Genomic DNA, 14765 nt, shown 5'->3' with positions numbered 1-14765 from the left:
TCGTCTGTCACCAGGGTGCTCTGGAGGATGTCTTCGGCCGCACAGCAAGGTTCCGGCCAAAAACAACGACCGCGCATCCGCACCTCCGCAATCGGGAGGAACATATGCACGGTCGTCAGCCTGCCGGATGTCGACCCGGAAAGCAGGAACCTACTTCTTCAGGAAGTCCCCTGCCCCGCCCACGTATTCGGTGTGCCCGGTGGGAACATCGGCGGTGACCATCGCGGCCACTTCGGCCCCGAACTCCACCACGGAGTAGAGCTTGCCTGCGGCGGCGCGGCGTGCCTCGATGGCACCGGGCTCGGCACGGTCCAGCAGCGTCGCGGTGATGGTCCCCTCGATCATGTCACCGGATACGACCACGAAGCCGATGCCCTTGGCCTCGAGTGCCGGGATGAACTCACGCAGCGCCAGCTCACCGGCGCGCTTGGAACGGGCCACCGGCTCGTAGGCATCCATGGTTTCAACCTGGTCGATGAAATGCGCCTGGTGGCTGGTGACGAAGACGACGCGGGAGCCAGGGGACATCTTTGCGGTGGCGGCCTCGAGCATGGAGACCTGCGCGTCACGGTTCAGGCGCAGCGCGTAGTCCTCGCCGAGGCCCGATTCCATGCCGCCCGAGGCGTTGAGCACCAGCACGTCGAGCGAGCCGAAGTTCTCGATGGCCGCATCAACCAATGCGGTCGGGCCCTCCGGGGTGGTCAGGTCGGAGCCTACGGCTACTGCGCGGCCGCCGGCCTCGGTGATGCCGGCAACAATCTTGTTGGCCCGCGGGGCCTTCTGGCGGTAGTTGATGACTACGCCGGCACCCTGTGCGGCTAGATTCTTGGCTACTTCGGCACCAATGCCCCGGGAAGATCCGGTGACAATTGCTGACTTGCCCGTGAGGTCGGTCATTTACTCTCCTTGTGCATCACTGCGTGAAAATTTTGGTCCCTTGCCGGCGCACCGGCGTTGGGGAGTCCGTACAAGAAGCCGGACGCTGCCTTCAATCCTGCCAGCTTGCCCCGGTCAAGGTCCTTGTAGGAATCCTCCAAATGAGTCTAGTCGAGCGCGGCGTGGCGCGGGCGACTGATCACGGTGCCGAGGGCACCTGTCCGGTGCTGTACCAGATAACGTCGTCGCCCAAGGAGTTCGTGTAGCTGAGCCGTGGCACGGCGAGCCCGACGCCCTTGAAAACCAGATCCCCGACGGCGCATTGGCCCTGTGCCAGGGTGTCGCGGCGTAGTTGCTCGTCGCTGTCGATGAGCCGTGCTGCGGCAGACTGCTCGTTGAACATGCCGAAATCGGTGGGCGAGACGCTGCGTTGGGTTTCCGGTCGAAAATCACCGGAGCTGGTATCCCCGCCGGCGCAGAATCGTACATGCACTGCGACCTGTGATTCAAGATCCTCCGGAGCCTTCGGCTGTTTCTCGAACCCCGTGGCGGTGATCGTGGTTCCGTTGCCCAGTTGCGCCGTCTGCCCGATGGTGATCCGCTCGGTCACCTGCGGTTCGTCGCTGTTCGATAGCACACTGCTGACGACCAGGTACCCGATCACGACCGTCGCCCCGGCCAGCAGCCACAGGGGCCGGCGCGTGGCGCGTCGTCGGCGGCGAGAAACGCCCGCGGGGTCTGCATCGTTGTTGTTTTCCAGGTGCGGCAGTCCATGCAATTGCGTATCGAGGCGCTGCCGCAGCAGCCGGCTGCGCCTGAACAGCAGCGGATGGAACGAGAGCACCTGTTGGTCGTCATCGATGATCGCCAGCGTCCCCGCCGGGTCCACCAAGACAGCCAGTGCCTTGTCCCTCTTGATGAGCGTCTCGTTTATTGTCCCTCCGCCGTGGCCACCCGAGCGTGTTCGCAGGGCCACAGAATCCTCTGCGAGGGCCAACGTCGTGGATCGGTCCATGGGAGGGGTGCCGCCAGCCAGCGGCCTGAAGATGCGCTCAGCGCCCTTCGTGGACGACTTCGTCACAGCGCTTGGGTTCTCGATGGGGTCCAGGGACAAATGCAGGCAGTGTGTCGCTTCGATCAGCGCCTGGCGCACCTGGGCCGCGTCGGCCCCCTGGTCGTCGTCGAGTCCCAGACTCCTGCGTTCGCGGGCCAGCCTCGGGGAGATCCCCTCCGCGGTTTCCTGCACCGCATCGTCCACCCAGGAATCCGGGACCATGGACATGCTGCGCCCGAATTCCAGGAGCACCCGCCGCCGGGCCGTCCCCGGTGCCGTCTCGGAGAGTAGGAACACGCAGAATTGGGCACCGATGCCCACCATCCCGATGCCGATGGCTTCCGGGTCGTGGCCCGCGTTGGCTGCGCACGCGGCCAGCTGTGTGCGCAGCAGTTCAGCGGCGGCCAGGCCGGCGGCCGAGCGGGGAACCAGTGTGGAGATCAACACCGAGTCCTCGCCTGCAGGCAGGGTTCCGCGCCCGTTGCCGATTGCAGGTTTCTCTGGGGAATCGGGTCCTGTGCCACCGAGGCCCGGGCCATTCAAGAGCTTCTCGGTGCCGTCGGCCCAGCAGCTCGAGGGGACCGGGCCCGGGGCGCTCTCGATGACCCGAAAACCGACACCAATGAGAGACTCATCGGTGGTAAAAAATGTAGACCGGATCTTGCCTGCGCCCGGGTCGAGCCGCGGCAACAAGGCTCTGGCACGATTTCGTGCGTCGGCTGCACTGACCTGCACGCTGGCAAGGGCTGCAGCATTCCTGCCGGTGCGACGGACCAGATCGGCGGGCCAGACCGGGTGTTCCGGGCGAATCGGAGAAGTCTGTTCGGTGACGATCCACCCGGCAAAGAGATTGGGTAGTCGGCGCCAGGCGGCTGCGGCAGTCTGGGAGGCACCGCGGACCAGGAGCGTAGCGGTGTCGGTCCCCAGCTCGACGATGACCTCGGGGAACCCGGTGCGGCCGGGCCCCAACTCGACGGGGCGAGACAACTCGGTGCGTAGGGCGGATAACACCAGTGACAAGGTGCCGGTGGCGGCGACCTCTTCGTCGAGTAGTCCCAGGCCGAAGGTAACCCCGATCCGGGTTTGGGTGTCCTCGTCGTCAAAGAATTGCCAGTTTGTTCCGGCCCAGCCAGTCATCCAGCTCCCACATCGTCTCGCGTCTTGTGCCCGGTGCATTTCCGCATGGGCGTTTCACTACTCGTGGCACTGCCGCACGCGCTCCACGGCCAGCGTCAGTGCCACACCCGGTGGCGGCCACTCCTTTCGGAGATGCCGCCACCGGGCATGGGACTATCTCCAGAGCCTTAGAATCAGGCTAGTTCGGCCTTCACCATGTTGCTCACTGACTTGCCATCGTAGCGGCCGGCCACTTTTTCGGTGACCAGCTTCATGACCGCTCCCATCTGGCGCATGCCCAGTTCGGAGCCGTCGGCGCGAAGGGTGGCTACTGCCTCGCTGACGATGGCTTTGGCCTCGTCCTCGCTCAGCGCCGCGGGCAGGTAGGCCTCGATGATAGCCGCTTCTTGCTCCTCGGCGGCAGCCCGATCCTCCTGGCCGGCTTCCTTGTAGGTAACGGCGGTTTCGCGACGACGTGCGGCTTCCTTCTGCAACAGCGAAATCACTGCTGAGTCATCCATCTCGACCGGGGTCTTGCCACCCTTCTCGCGGGTGTTAATCTCGCCGAGCAGGTTGCGCACGGTGGTGAGCTCCACTTTGTTGCCGGCCTTGAGGTGGGCAGTCATGTCTGCGCGGAGGCGATCCTTGAGGGTTTCCATGATGGCGTCTTCTTCCCGTTGTAGCCCGGCCGCTACGAGGTGCGGCTGCACCCGTCGACTTGCCGGTATCAAGAACAGTTTATTGGGTTGCAGCGACGACCTCGACATTTGGAAGAGAGCGCGTACCCGGAATGCTGCCCGCCAGAGCCCCCGGTCCCCCGATTTGTGGCACTCGGTGCTGTGCGGCTTCGCCCCGTTTGTCGGGGCTCTTTTTGTGCGGAGGGGTGATCTCCTGGCGCAACCCGGGACGGAAGCGACTAAGTCGAAAATTGATCTAGATATGTATTTTGTCTACGGATTTCAACAGACGGTCGAACACGGTCCGGCACCGTGGAATCTCCGTCTGCTTGTGCTGCCTGCAGTCCCGGGGCAGCTGACCGCACTGTATGCCTACGGTGCTGGGCCCAATGAACACGGCGGTGGCTTCCGCTTTCATCACGGTGGCCACCGCCTGGTGCTGGCACTCCCCCGTCGGGGAGTGAACCAGTACGTGAGGACTGCTTAGTGCCCCATACCCAGACCGCCGTCAACAGGAATGACTGCGCCGGAGATGTAGGCAGCTTCGTCGCTGGCGATCCAGCGCACGACGTTGGCTACTTCTTCAGGCTCGGCAAAACGTTTTGCCGGGATAGTGGAGAGGTAGTCCTTCTGGGTGGCTTCGGGCAGTGCCGCAGTCATATCGGTGTTGATGAACCCCGGAGCCACGACGTTGGCGGTGATCCCGCGCGAACCCAATTCACGGGTCAACGAGCGGGCCATGCCCACCAGACCGGCCTTGGACGCGGCATAGTTGATTTGTCCCGGGGAGCCGTAGAGGCCTACAACCGAGGAGATCAGCACCACACGCCCCTTGCGCTTCTTGATCATGCCCTTGGAGGCGCGCTTGATCACCCGGAAGGCACCGGTGAGGTTGGTGTCGATGACCGAGCTGAAGTCGTCCTCGTTCATGCGCAGCAACAGCATGTCGCGAGTGACCCCGGCATTGGCGACGAGTACCTCTACGGGTCCATGTGCGGCCTCCACCTCGGTGAAAGCCTTATCGATGGAGGCGGTGTCGGTGACATCGGCCTTTACTCCCAGCAAACCCTCTGGGACTTCCCCGCTGCGGTAAGTGATGGCGACCAGGTCGCCGTTGGCTTCAAAGGCCCTGGCAATAGCCAGGCCGATGCCGCGGTTGCCGCCGGTGACCAGCACACTGCGGCCGGTGGTGATTTCGGACATGGATCCTCCGTGGGGGACGTTCGGGGGTGGTTGGGGTCGACATCGATTCTAGCCCGCGGGCAGGGCTGGCACTGCCCGCGACGTGCGGGCGGCGGGCAGCGCTGGCCGTCTTCTCGGACGGCAGGACGGCAGTCTGAGTGTTTGCTGCACGAGCTAGCACCGGATTCGTGCCCCGGCACAGGTCGGTGAGACAATGATGGGTGACGGATCGACGGAAGAACCATGAGCGAGCCACATACAAATCAGCATCATCCTGACCAAGACCCAACGGTGCATAGAATCACCGAGGCCCAAGAGTCTCATGCCGTGGAGCAGCACTCCCGCGTGATGAAATACACCATCTCGATGTCGGTGCGACTGGCCTGCTTTATTGCTGCCTTCTTCGTCCACGGATGGCTGCAGTGGGCATTCTTGGCCGCTGCCATTGTGCTTCCCTACATTGCCGTGGTCATTGCCAACGGCGGTGCTGACCTCACCAAACGTGAGCCCCGAGCGGAGTTTTATGATGGCGACGAGCCACGCCTGCTAGCCTCCGGCACGACCACGGACCGTGGTGCCCAAACCGGCGCTGCGGGAACCACTCGCCCGGACGATGAGGTGTTCACCGTGAACGAGGATGGGGAAACGATCTCCGAAGGCAACGCAGCCGAGCTAGATCCGCAGGATCATGAAGCACCCACGTCCTTTGCTAACGCACCCGAAGATTTCCCTTCCGAGGCCCCCACCACCATTGATGGCGCCTTCATGGAAGAACCCCCAACGCCGGCGCAACCGACCCCCGGGCACCGCCACTCCGGTGGGACAACATGAGTATCTTCGATTCGCTCGGCGGCAGTGGCCCCCAGGGTCCGGCCGGTCCCCCACGCTGTTCACGAAAGGGCTGCCGCAGCGACGCGGCGGTGCAATTACTGTGGAACAACCCCAAGATCCACGCCCCGGAACGCCGAAAGATTTGGCTGGCCTGCGCCGAACACGCGGATTGGCTTGAAAACTACCTCACCGAGCGTCTGCTCTTCAAGGAGCGACAGCCCCTCGAAGAGCAGACCCCCGGCACAGCCTCCTAAGGAGAACAACACAGCGTGTATCGATTCCTGGCCAGCTCCCGCTGGATCGGCTGGCTGTTGCTGGTCTGCCTGTTTGCTACCACCTTCGTCTTTCTGGGCCAATGGCAGATGGACCGGCGCGATACGGCCCTCACCGAGATCTCCCATGTGCAGCGTAACTACGATGCAGAGCCGATCGAATTCCAAGCGGCAGATGCGTTCTTTGAACAATTGCCCGCTGACGGCAAATGGACCCCGGTGACGCTGCGCGGCAGCTACCTGCCCGAGGATGACGTGGTGGTCCGCAACCGCATTTCCGGTTCCCGTCCGGGCTACGAGGTGTTGGTTCCCTTCCGCACGACCGACGGCTCCGTGGTCATCGTCGACAGGGGCTTCCTGCCCATCGGCAACGACGAGGCCGGACGCCCCGACTCCGTCCCTGCACCGCCGGAAGGAACCGTCGAGGTACAGGTGCGACTCAAGGCCTCCGAGCCAACACTGGACCGCGGCGCTCCCGAAGGGCAGTTGGCCTCCATCGACCTGCCCACCTATGAGCAGCAGTTGGGCTACGACATCTCCACTGGCAGTTACGGGCTGATGTATCTGGAAACGCCCGCACCGGCCGAGGCACCTGCGCAGATGCTGCGCCCCGAGGAAGACGAAGGACCGCACCTGTCCTACTCCCTGCAGTGGTTTGCCTTCGGCGTGCTGGCCTTCATCGGCTTCGGCTATGCGGCGAAACAACAGTCGCGGATCAACCGCGAGGACCGTGAGGAACGGGCCGAGGCGGCATTGCGCGGCGAGGAACCGGTGTTGCATCAGGCCCACCGGATGCGCAAGCGGCCCAAGAAGCTGGTGCGGCGCGATGGCAGTCCCACCGATGAAGCCACCGAGGACGCTTACCTCGACGAGCTCGAGCGCCAGGCGGCCGCCGAACGTGACGCAGAAGTGCCCGGCTCGCACTAAGAGTCGCGCCGAGGAACCCTAAGAGGACGTTCGGGGTGCCACATCCGGGGCGAAGGCCTCGGCCAGGTCGTTCCACTCGATGAACACCGATTCGGTGTCCACCGTGGCACCCAGGGACGTGTAGACAGCCAGTGCCGCAGCATTCCCGCTCCCGGTCCCGGTCCACATGCCCGCACGGCCCAAGTCCACGGCTTGGCGTGCCAGCGCACGGATCGACGCGACGGCAATTACACGGCGCCTGTAGGCATCGTCGACGCCCAACTCAAAGAGGAACATTTCAGGGTCCTTGTCGGGGTGGCGCATCAGCACACCGGAGACGAAACCGACGGCCCGTCCACTCCCTATGGTGGCCAGCAGCAGCAGGTGACCCGGCATGTCCAAGAACTCCCGGACGCCGCGCGGTCACCGGGTAGTCGAAGAGCCCGGAGGCCGCGACCCATTCGGCGGGGTCTGCTGCGGGGCCGATGGACCATTCGATGGCAACCATGGGCGGTCCCTCCGGTTGGCGGGTGGCCAAGGTTCCAGCCGGTGCCTACGGGATCGGTACGCTAAAACTATACCGGTCAGGAGCCACGTGCAAGATCTTTCGTGGCATCGATCCCCACATGCCTCCGCTAAGCCTGCCCGGGCACAAAAAGGCCCGCCTTCCCGCTCTGCCGTGGGGCAGTGAGCGGGAAGGCGGGCCAGATCCGAACTTAGGCCAGCGTGACCAATTCCAGGTAGGAATCGTTCCAGAGGTCTTCGTCACCGTCGGGAAGCAGCACCACCCGGTCGGGATTCAACGCGGCCACCGCACCCTCATCGTGCGAGACCATGACTACGGCGCCCGGGAAATTGGACAGCGCGGCCAGGATCTCGGCGCGTGAAGCCGGGTCCAGGTTGTTAGTGGGCTCATCGAGCAGCAGCACATTCGCGCTGGAGGCCACGATGGTGGCCAGGGCCAGGCGGGTCTTCTCGCCACCGGAGAGCACACCGGCAGGCTTGGACACGTCGTCACCGGAGAACATGAAGGATCCGAGGATGCCGCGGACCTCCGCGTCCCCCATGTGGCTCGGGGCAGCGGAACGCATGTTTTCGAGCACCGAACGATCCACATCCAGGGTGTCGTGTTCCTGGGCGAAGTAGCCGATCTTCAGGCCGAAACCCGGGACCAAATCGCCGGTGTCCGGATCCGAGACCCCCGCGAGCATGCGCAGCAGCGTGGTCTTGCCCGCACCGTTCAGGCCCAGAATCACGACCTTGGAGCCGCGGTCGATGGCCAAGGACACATCGGTGAAGATTTCCAGCGAACCGTAGGACTTCGAAAGCCCCTTGGCCATCAGCGGGGTCTTGCCACAGGGTGCAGGATCCGGGAAGCGCAGGTTGGCGACGCGATCGACGGCGCGTGCTTCTTCCAGCCCGCCCATCAGCCGGTCCACGCGCTTGAGCATCGACTGGGCCGCGGAGGCGCCCGAGGCGCGGGCCTTCATCTTGTTGGCCTGTGCCAGCAAGGTGCCGGCCTTCTTCTCGGTATTGGCGCGCTCGCGCTTGCGGGCCCGCTCGTCGGTTTCGCGCTGCTGCAGGTAACGCTTCCAGCCGAGGTTGTACACATCCATGGTGGCGCGGTTGGCATCCAGGTGGATGACCTTGTTCACGGTGGCCTCAAGCAGAGCGGTATCGTGCGAGATAACCATCAGCCCGCCCTGGTGGTTAGCCAGGAATCCGCGCAGCCAGGTCACCGAGTCGGCGTCAAGGTGGTTAGTCGGCTCATCAAGCAGCAGCGTCTCGGCGTCGGCGTACAGAATACGAGCGAGTTCGACACGGCGGCGCTGGCCACCGGAAAGGGTGGAAAGCGCCTGATTGAGCAGGCGCTCGGGCAACGCCAAGTTATTGGAGATCGCTGCGGCCTCGGACTCGGCGGCGTAACCGCCACCGGCGATGAACTCGGCCTCGATGCGATCGTACTGGCGCATGGCCTTGGCCGCGACAGCTTCGTCCTCCGACGCCATGTCGTCCTGGCACTTCTTGAGCTTGCCGACGATGACATCCAGGCCACGGGCCGAAAGGATGCGGTCTCGGGCCAGCTGTTCCATGTTGGGGGTACGCGGATCCTGCGGCAGGTAGCCGATGGTTCCAGTCGTGTTCACGGTGCCACCGGCCGGTAGCGATTCGCCGGCCAGAACGCGCGTCATGGTGGTCTTACCTGCACCGTTTCGCCCGACTAGGCCGATCTTGTCGCCTTTGTCGATGCGGAACGAGACGCCCTCCATAAGAAGGCGTGCGCCGGCGCGCAGCTCCAAATCGGCAACGGAAATCACGGTGACCCTTTCGGTAAAGTTGTATGGCCCAGCTGGGCAACCTACCCAGTCTACGCGGGTCGAGGTGACAAACGCATGATGATGCGTTCAATCTCACTACCCGACCCACTTTTATCCTCCGTGATCCTGCAAAACAGGTTCGGACGTGGGCCGGGATGGCACCTGACGCTGCCGTGCCGAAGTACTTCTCAGGCCTTGGTGCCGGATGCCTTGGCTTGCGGGGTCTCGGCCTTGGTTCCATTGGACTTCGGAGAAACCTTGGCCGCGCCCTTGGCATCGGACTTGGCGTTCGATGCTGCTTGCTGCTTCGAGACTGCCTCGCCCTCTGTGTCCATGGGTGCAGTTGCCGGGGCAGCTATGGATGGGGCGACCGGCACGGGTTCGGCTTGCTTGACACGGTAGGCGTCCATTTGCACCAAGCGTCGACGCAGCGAATCGGCACGATGCGCATCTCCGCCACTGGTGGCCTTGATGTGCGCCTTGCCGAAATGCCACAGCAGCACGTCATCCAACAGACGGTCCGGGCCCGGGGAATAGCGGTGGTCAAGAGCCGCACGGACCGAGGTGATCACGCTGGGCTCAAGCAGTTTCGCAAATTCCCTCGTCCGGGAGAGACCATGGGCGGCGAGCAGTTCCGCGGCCCAGCCCCAATCATCGTCGGATTTCCGATCGACGTGCGGCAGCAGTGTCTGCCAAATGAACTGGATGCGTTCGGCGCTCAACTCCTCCGCGCCCTCGCCCTCGGCATCCCAGAATCCGGTGACGGTCTGGAAACGTTCGTGCAATTCGGAGAACTGGTCCTCCACTGCTTCGAGCATCGCGGCGGTGGCGGTGAACTGCCTGTCGATATGCGGGCTCCAGGCCCGTGGCTCGGCGTTCTTGAAGCGGATGTCGTGTTCGATCTCGCTCCAGGCGTGGGAGAGAATGGTGCGGATCTGCACCTCGAAAACGAAGTTCCCGGTGATCTTCACGTCCCCGTCCAGCTTTGCCTGGAAGTCGCGCACGACCTCTTCGCCGCGGGTCTTGAGAATCAGGTGGCGCGAGGAGTACCCGTAGGTTCCCGATTCCACCGAACCGATGTCCTTCTCTCGGTCCGAACGGCAATCGAAGTCCGAACGGCGCCGCTTGATCAGGTTCGCGGCTTCACGGATTTCGTGTGGAAGCTTCACGATCACCCGCACACCCACCAGGTCATGGATTTCACGCAAGGGATTGGGGAATTCCAGCGCAGGGGTCTCCCCCACGTCGCCCACCAGCATTCGCGAGGCTTTGTCGCGGAAAGACTCGACGGTCTTGACCCGACCGACGATGAAAAGCGGATTGTTCTCTGTTTCGTCGAACAGCGACTCGATGCGGCTGCGCATGGAATCGGCGACGCGCTCAAGCATCGGCCGTGCAGCGGCATAACGCTCGACGCTCGCGCCGACTTCATCGCGCAATGATTCGTCTAAAACTTCCCAGGGTTTGCCCACACGTGCCTCCTACAAAAAACGGCTGGTCGGGGTGCTCAGTGTTTAGCCTATCAATACCGGGTGTGGCGCCCGTTGCCACGACTCCGAATAAACGGAACCCGATCTCGGCCTTCGGCCGGGAATCTGAGTTGGTTGCTGCAGCAAAAAAGATCCGCACCAAAAGCCAGACCAGGTGGACGATGTCCTGCCGTGGTGGCCTCCGGATGCGGATCTTCTCAGCGGTCGGTTCCCGCCTCTGAGAGGCTCAGCACCGCGGCTCTCGGCAGAAAAGTCTTAGTTCTGCGTATCGATCGACTGAGCTACCTCGTCATACAACGGCGAGGCGGCACCCGACATGGCCTGGACCTTGGGCGCAGAGGCGGGCTTGGCGCCGTTGGAGGCCGCCGGCCGGACATTCTGAGCCTTGGTGTTGCTTGAGGCGCCCTTGTTGGCTGCTGCATGACCCTCTGCGCGAGCACGCGAGGTCGCTTCGATCAGCTGTTCCTTGGCCGCTTCAAGACGTTCGGCTTCGGCCGCCTGGGCATCACTCATCGCGGCCTGGAAACCGTCGTCATAGGCGACCCCGTACTTCTCGGACTCGATGGCTTCCTCGTCGTACTCGATGGCCGCACGCAGCTCGGCCGCTTCGGCCTTCTTCTGGTACATGTGAACCGTCAGGTGGGTGATGGCCAACAGGACCACCGGCGGCATGGCCGCGACGAGGGCCGAGACCACCGGAGGGACACCGTTGGAGATTGAATCCACGGTGAGGATCGCGTGGGTGGAGTTCGCAGCGGTGGAGACAATGGCACCGAAGAACAACAGCGACCACGGGTAGACCATGGCTTTACGCGGGAAGCCGTTGAGCGCCACGATCGCCACGGTGGCTGCCACGATCATGCCGTCAATGATGATCGGCCAGATCCATGCGAGATTCGCATCGATGCCCGAGCGCTGCGCCAGGTCGGTCAGGGCGGCGAAGGACAGCATAAACGCGCCGACAGCGATCAGTATGGTCGCCGCTACAGCGGTGCGCAGAACTGCCTTGTGCGGTTCGTTCGGGATCTTTTCATTCATCTGGCTTCGATGCCTCAATCATTCGTGGGTCGGGTGTTCACGTCGCGAGTGGCCGGCCGATCCGCGCCAAGGCAACGGGTCCCCCATGGCGGGCCGTTGTCAATCCTATGCGCTGCACCCGCGGCCGCGGACCATCGCATGACGTTTTTCTGTCCCGAACACACCCCGGCGGCCGGCCGGTCAGTTCCTCGGTGGCCGGTTGGCAGGGCCCAATCGGCCCCGCGTGAGGCGTTGGCCCATACGCGGTCTGCCAGGATCGGCATTTGATGGTTAAGCCCATCGATTAGTACTCATCGGGGGTGGCCTGTGCCAATGATCACCCGCGCCGAGGATCCCCCCGACCTGCCCAAAAGGACCCCGAGCGGCTATTGTTAACGGTGGGTCAACCCTGTGTTCATCGAGAGGCACGCCAGCCACCGAAACCATTTTGATCCCATGCCACCCCCACTCAAGCAGCATCGACACGTAATAGACCGTGCGCGGCCACCCTCGGCTCGCATCCGGTCCCATGTCCCGTGCCACCCGTACCACCAGCAGGAGAAGCTCACCTTCATGACAGCAATTGCCCCGGACCACGTCGAAACCTCCCTCATGGAACGCCGATACGAGGAGCAGATCGAACCCGTTAACCGTCTTCTGGACGAGACCCGGGCGCTTCGACCCGAGACCTCGGTCTCCTATGTTGATCCGATGCACAATGTCGAGGAAGTACGCATCATCTCGCTGTTTTCAAACATTGGCGTGGCCAACGAGAACGGTTTGATCGACGCCGGATCCGAGGAAGCAGCCACACGGATGCTGGGCATGCAGTGGCAGCTGGGCCTGCGCCCCGAGTTCCTTCTGCCCTGGAACGTTCACCCGTGGCACACCCCGGGCGAGGCCAACGGCAAGTTCACCCCGCCGCAGATCACTTCCGGACTCAAGCCGCTGCTGCGCATGCTCAAGGTCGTGCCGCGCGCTTCGGTGCTGATTGCCCATGGCACCGAGGCTCACCGTCTCTCCGAACAGCTGGTCAAAACGCAGAACCCACTGCTGTGGCGCCGCGGTTTCAAGACCTACAAGGTCAAGTCCCTTGATGGCCGCGCGTTTGCCGGGTCCCCTGAGCGGCAGCAGAATCACCTGGAAGAAATTTACGCGGCCTACTCCGACGCCATGGCCCGCACCGGCCTGGCCCTGGTCAAGTAGAACCGCCTAAACACACCGCGCGGGAACTGCTCCAGCGTGCGTCCCGACGCTACGGATAAACTCGTTCCCATGCCACAACACACCCCTGCCACCGTCAGCCGCGCCCAGAAACTGCATTTGGGAGCGGCGATGGCCGTGGCGGGGGTGTTGTACGTTGCCCACTCCTTCCTGCGCTTCGCCAACTTCGAGTCGCGCGGCTACGACTTGGGTATCTTCGACCAGGCCGCCCGCCAGTACGCGCTGTTCAAGGCACCGATCGTGCCGATCAAGGGCGTGGACTTCAACCTGCTTGGTGATCACTTCCACCCGATCCTGGTGCTGTTGGCACCGTTCTACTGGATCTGGGACGACCCGCGGATGCTGGGCATTGTCCTGAGTCTGCTGCTGATTTCTTCCGCGATCCCCGTTTATTTGTTCACCCGGAGACGCTTCGGGCACCTCGGGGCACTGCTGACCGCGTGCGCCATGCTGCTGTGGTGGCCGTTCCAGGCCATCGTGAACTGGGAATTCCACGAGGTCGCCTTCGGCGTACCGATCATGGCGTGGATCATTTGGGCCTTTGACCGCAAGCGTTACTGGCTGGCGTCGGGGCTCTCGGCTTCGCTGCTGCTAATCCGCGAGGATATGGGCATCACCATTGTGGCGGTGGGCATCGTCATGCTCTTCCACAAACAGTGGTTCAAGGCCGCGGCACTGGCGGTGCTGGGCCTGGTCGGCTACGCGGTGGTCACCAGCTATCTGATCCCGATGTTCTCCCCGGCCGGGGAATTCACCTACTGGCAGTACACCGCCTTGGGGGCCAGCGCCGGGTCCGCGATCGTGTTCCTGCTGACCCACCCGTTCAAATCGCTCGCGATTCTGTTCGACCACCAGCTCAAGGTGGCCCTGTGGCTGCTCAGCTTCCTGCCGCTGGCACTGCTCCCCTTGCTATCCCCGTACGTCATTCTGGGCGCACCGATGCTGCTGTCCCGGCTGTTCAATGACCGCCTGAACACCTGGGCGCCGGTCTACCAGTATGACGCGATCATGGCCCCAATCCTGATCCTCTCCGCCGTGCACGTGTTGGGCAAGCTCATGGCACGCTACGGCTGGAAAAAAATCCGCATCATCGGCCCGGCCTGGCTCCTGGCCTTCGCCTTGGTCGGCACCCTGTTCTTCCACTCGGTGTTCCCTCTGGGACGCACCCTCACCGGAGCCAATTGGACGCCGGGTACGCTGGTCGCCGCCAAGGAACGGGCCGTGGCGATGATCCCCGACAATGTCTGTGTGGAGGCTGCCGATACTTTGGTGCCGCACCTGAGCACGCGCACCTACGTGGGCATGATGGGCGACATCGGAACCGAGCTTTCCAGCTGGATGATCATCGACTTCAACGAACAAGAACTCGGTGGCTGGGATCCATTGAACCCGCCCCAGGCCCTGGAGCGTGCCCACGCCCTGGGCTTCACCGAGGTCGCACCCATCGACACCGGGATCTTGGTGCTGCATCGTGACATCCCCGTGGATCCGATCTGCTCTAGCTACCTCAAGCGCTAACCGCCCACACCTCGATGCCTCGAGCCTTGGACAGCTGGATGCCAGCCCCGGCGTCGATGAAGCAACGTTCCTGACTCTCGAGGCACTTGTGGCCCTCCCCGGGCACTTCCCTGCTCGCAGGCTGACGGCGCATCCGAACTCCTTGGACGCATCGATGCAGCGACATTGATCCATTGGTGCCGGGTGCCAGCCGCTTCAAAGTCCTGCATCATGAGTTGCTCGCTACCCTTTGCCGACTGCCAGCACGTTGGCCTGGGCCTCGGGCGCCAGCAGAAACGCAAAAG

Annotated in this window: 13 protein-coding genes; 5 read left to right on the top strand and 8 right to left on the bottom strand. The window is 63.4% G+C overall.

The genetic code is table 11. The annotated features are described in order from the left end of the window. Positions 1–150: 150 nt before the first annotated feature. The 4 genes from ADIAG_RS11820 to fabG all read right to left on the bottom strand — a co-directional run bounded on the left by ADIAG_RS11820 (position 151) and on the right by fabG (position 4926). Positions 151–897: an SDR family oxidoreductase gene (locus ADIAG_RS11820; RefSeq protein ID WP_007271613.1), complete on the bottom strand. Its 747-nt coding sequence runs from the start codon at positions 895–897 to the stop codon at positions 151–153. 178 nt (positions 898–1075) lie between these two features. After that, the gene (locus tag ADIAG_RS11815; protein WP_007271612.1) at positions 1076–3067 is read right to left on the bottom strand and encodes a hypothetical protein; all 1992 of its coding nucleotides are present in this window, start codon (positions 3065–3067) and stop codon (positions 1076–1078) included. Positions 3068–3240: 173 nt separating this feature from the next. Continuing rightward, positions 3241–3705 (bottom strand): GatB/YqeY domain-containing protein, encoded by a 465-nt coding sequence (locus tag ADIAG_RS11810; protein WP_007271611.1) that lies wholly within the window; start codon positions 3703–3705, stop codon positions 3241–3243. A gap of 501 nt (positions 3706–4206) precedes the next feature. Then, positions 4207–4926, bottom strand: coding sequence for a beta-ketoacyl-ACP reductase (gene fabG, locus ADIAG_RS11800; protein WP_007271610.1), 720 nt, complete (start codon positions 4924–4926; stop codon positions 4207–4209). A gap of 222 nt (positions 4927–5148) precedes the next feature. Here fabG and ADIAG_RS20285 point away from each other — a divergent pair, with 222 nt between their 5' ends. From ADIAG_RS20285 to ADIAG_RS11785, 3 genes are read left to right on the top strand one after another with little or no spacing between them, the layout of a single operon-like run. Continuing rightward, the gene (locus ADIAG_RS20285; RefSeq protein ID WP_007271609.1) at positions 5149–5736 is read left to right on the top strand and encodes a DUF3099 domain-containing protein; all 588 of its coding nucleotides are present in this window, start codon (positions 5149–5151) and stop codon (positions 5734–5736) included. Continuing rightward, positions 5733–5990 carry a hypothetical protein gene (locus tag ADIAG_RS11790; protein ID WP_007271608.1) on the top strand — a complete coding sequence of 86 codons (258 nt, stop codon included), beginning with the start codon at positions 5733–5735 and terminating at the stop codon, positions 5988–5990. Before ADIAG_RS20285 ends, ADIAG_RS11790 begins: the two co-directional genes overlap by 4 nt. Before the next feature lie 15 nt (positions 5991–6005). Continuing rightward, positions 6006–6935 carry an SURF1 family cytochrome oxidase biogenesis protein gene (locus ADIAG_RS11785; RefSeq protein ID WP_007271607.1) on the top strand — a complete coding sequence of 310 codons (930 nt, stop codon included), beginning with the start codon at positions 6006–6008 and terminating at the stop codon, positions 6933–6935. An 18-nt stretch (positions 6936–6953) separates the two neighbouring features. Here ADIAG_RS11785 and ADIAG_RS11780 read toward each other — a convergent pair whose 3' ends face one another. The 4 genes from ADIAG_RS11780 to ADIAG_RS20280 form a co-directional block, all read right to left on the bottom strand. Further along, positions 6954–7310: a GNAT family N-acetyltransferase gene (locus ADIAG_RS11780; protein WP_007271606.1), complete on the bottom strand. Its 357-nt coding sequence runs from the start codon at positions 7308–7310 to the stop codon at positions 6954–6956. A gap of 320 nt (positions 7311–7630) precedes the next feature. Then, complete coding sequence (locus ADIAG_RS11775) at positions 7631–9232, bottom strand: ABC-F family ATP-binding cassette domain-containing protein (RefSeq protein ID WP_007271604.1); 1602 nt, start codon at positions 9230–9232, stop codon at positions 7631–7633. A gap of 188 nt (positions 9233–9420) precedes the next feature. Next, complete coding sequence (locus ADIAG_RS11770; RefSeq protein ID WP_007271603.1) at positions 9421–10704, bottom strand: GTP pyrophosphokinase; 1284 nt, start codon at positions 10702–10704, stop codon at positions 9421–9423. Positions 10705–10977: 273 nt separating this feature from the next. Further along, the gene (locus ADIAG_RS20280) at positions 10978–11760 is read right to left on the bottom strand and encodes a DUF2637 domain-containing protein (RefSeq protein WP_007271602.1); all 783 of its coding nucleotides are present in this window, start codon (positions 11758–11760) and stop codon (positions 10978–10980) included. A 552-nt stretch (positions 11761–12312) separates the two neighbouring features. Here ADIAG_RS20280 and ADIAG_RS11760 point away from each other — a divergent pair. After that, positions 12313–12945: a uracil-DNA glycosylase family protein gene (locus ADIAG_RS11760; RefSeq protein WP_007271601.1), complete on the top strand. Its 633-nt coding sequence runs from the start codon at positions 12313–12315 to the stop codon at positions 12943–12945. Positions 12946–13014: 69 nt separating this feature from the next. Then, positions 13015–14481: a DUF2079 domain-containing protein gene (locus tag ADIAG_RS11755; RefSeq protein WP_007271600.1), complete on the top strand. Its 1467-nt coding sequence runs from the start codon at positions 13015–13017 to the stop codon at positions 14479–14481. The last annotated feature ends 284 nt before the right edge of the window (positions 14482–14765 follow it).

This window comes from Paeniglutamicibacter gangotriensis Lz1y (genome assembly GCF_000348945.1).
GTDB lineage: Bacteria > Actinomycetota > Actinomycetes > Actinomycetales > Micrococcaceae > Paeniglutamicibacter > Paeniglutamicibacter gangotriensis.
This window is presented reverse-complemented; position numbering and strand designations above follow the sequence as displayed.

Coding starts and splice junctions, on each gene's coding strand:
- ADIAG_RS11820 (WP_007271613.1), bottom strand. CDS start 897: ATGACCGACCTCACGGGCAAGTCAGCAATTGTCACCGGATCTTCCCGG.
- ADIAG_RS11815 (WP_007271612.1), bottom strand. CDS start 3,067: ATGACTGGCTGGGCCGGAACAAACTGGCAATTCTTTGACGACGAGGAC.
- ADIAG_RS11810 (WP_007271611.1), bottom strand. CDS start 3,705: ATGGAAACCCTCAAGGATCGCCTCCGCGCAGACATGACTGCCCACCTC.
- fabG (WP_007271610.1), bottom strand. CDS start 4,926: ATGTCCGAAATCACCACCGGCCGCAGTGTGCTGGTCACCGGCGGCAAC.
- ADIAG_RS20285 (WP_007271609.1), top strand. CDS start 5,149: ATGAGCGAGCCACATACAAATCAGCATCATCCTGACCAAGACCCAACG.
- ADIAG_RS11790 (WP_007271608.1), top strand. CDS start 5,733: ATGAGTATCTTCGATTCGCTCGGCGGCAGTGGCCCCCAGGGTCCGGCC.
- ADIAG_RS11780 (WP_007271606.1), bottom strand. CDS start 7,310: ATGCCGGGTCACCTGCTGCTGCTGGCCACCATAGGGAGTGGACGGGCC.
- ADIAG_RS20280 (WP_007271602.1), bottom strand. CDS start 11,760: ATGAATGAAAAGATCCCGAACGAACCGCACAAGGCAGTTCTGCGCACC.
- ADIAG_RS11760 (WP_007271601.1), top strand. CDS start 12,313: ATGACAGCAATTGCCCCGGACCACGTCGAAACCTCCCTCATGGAACGC.
- ADIAG_RS11755 (WP_007271600.1), top strand. CDS start 13,015: ATGCCACAACACACCCCTGCCACCGTCAGCCGCGCCCAGAAACTGCAT.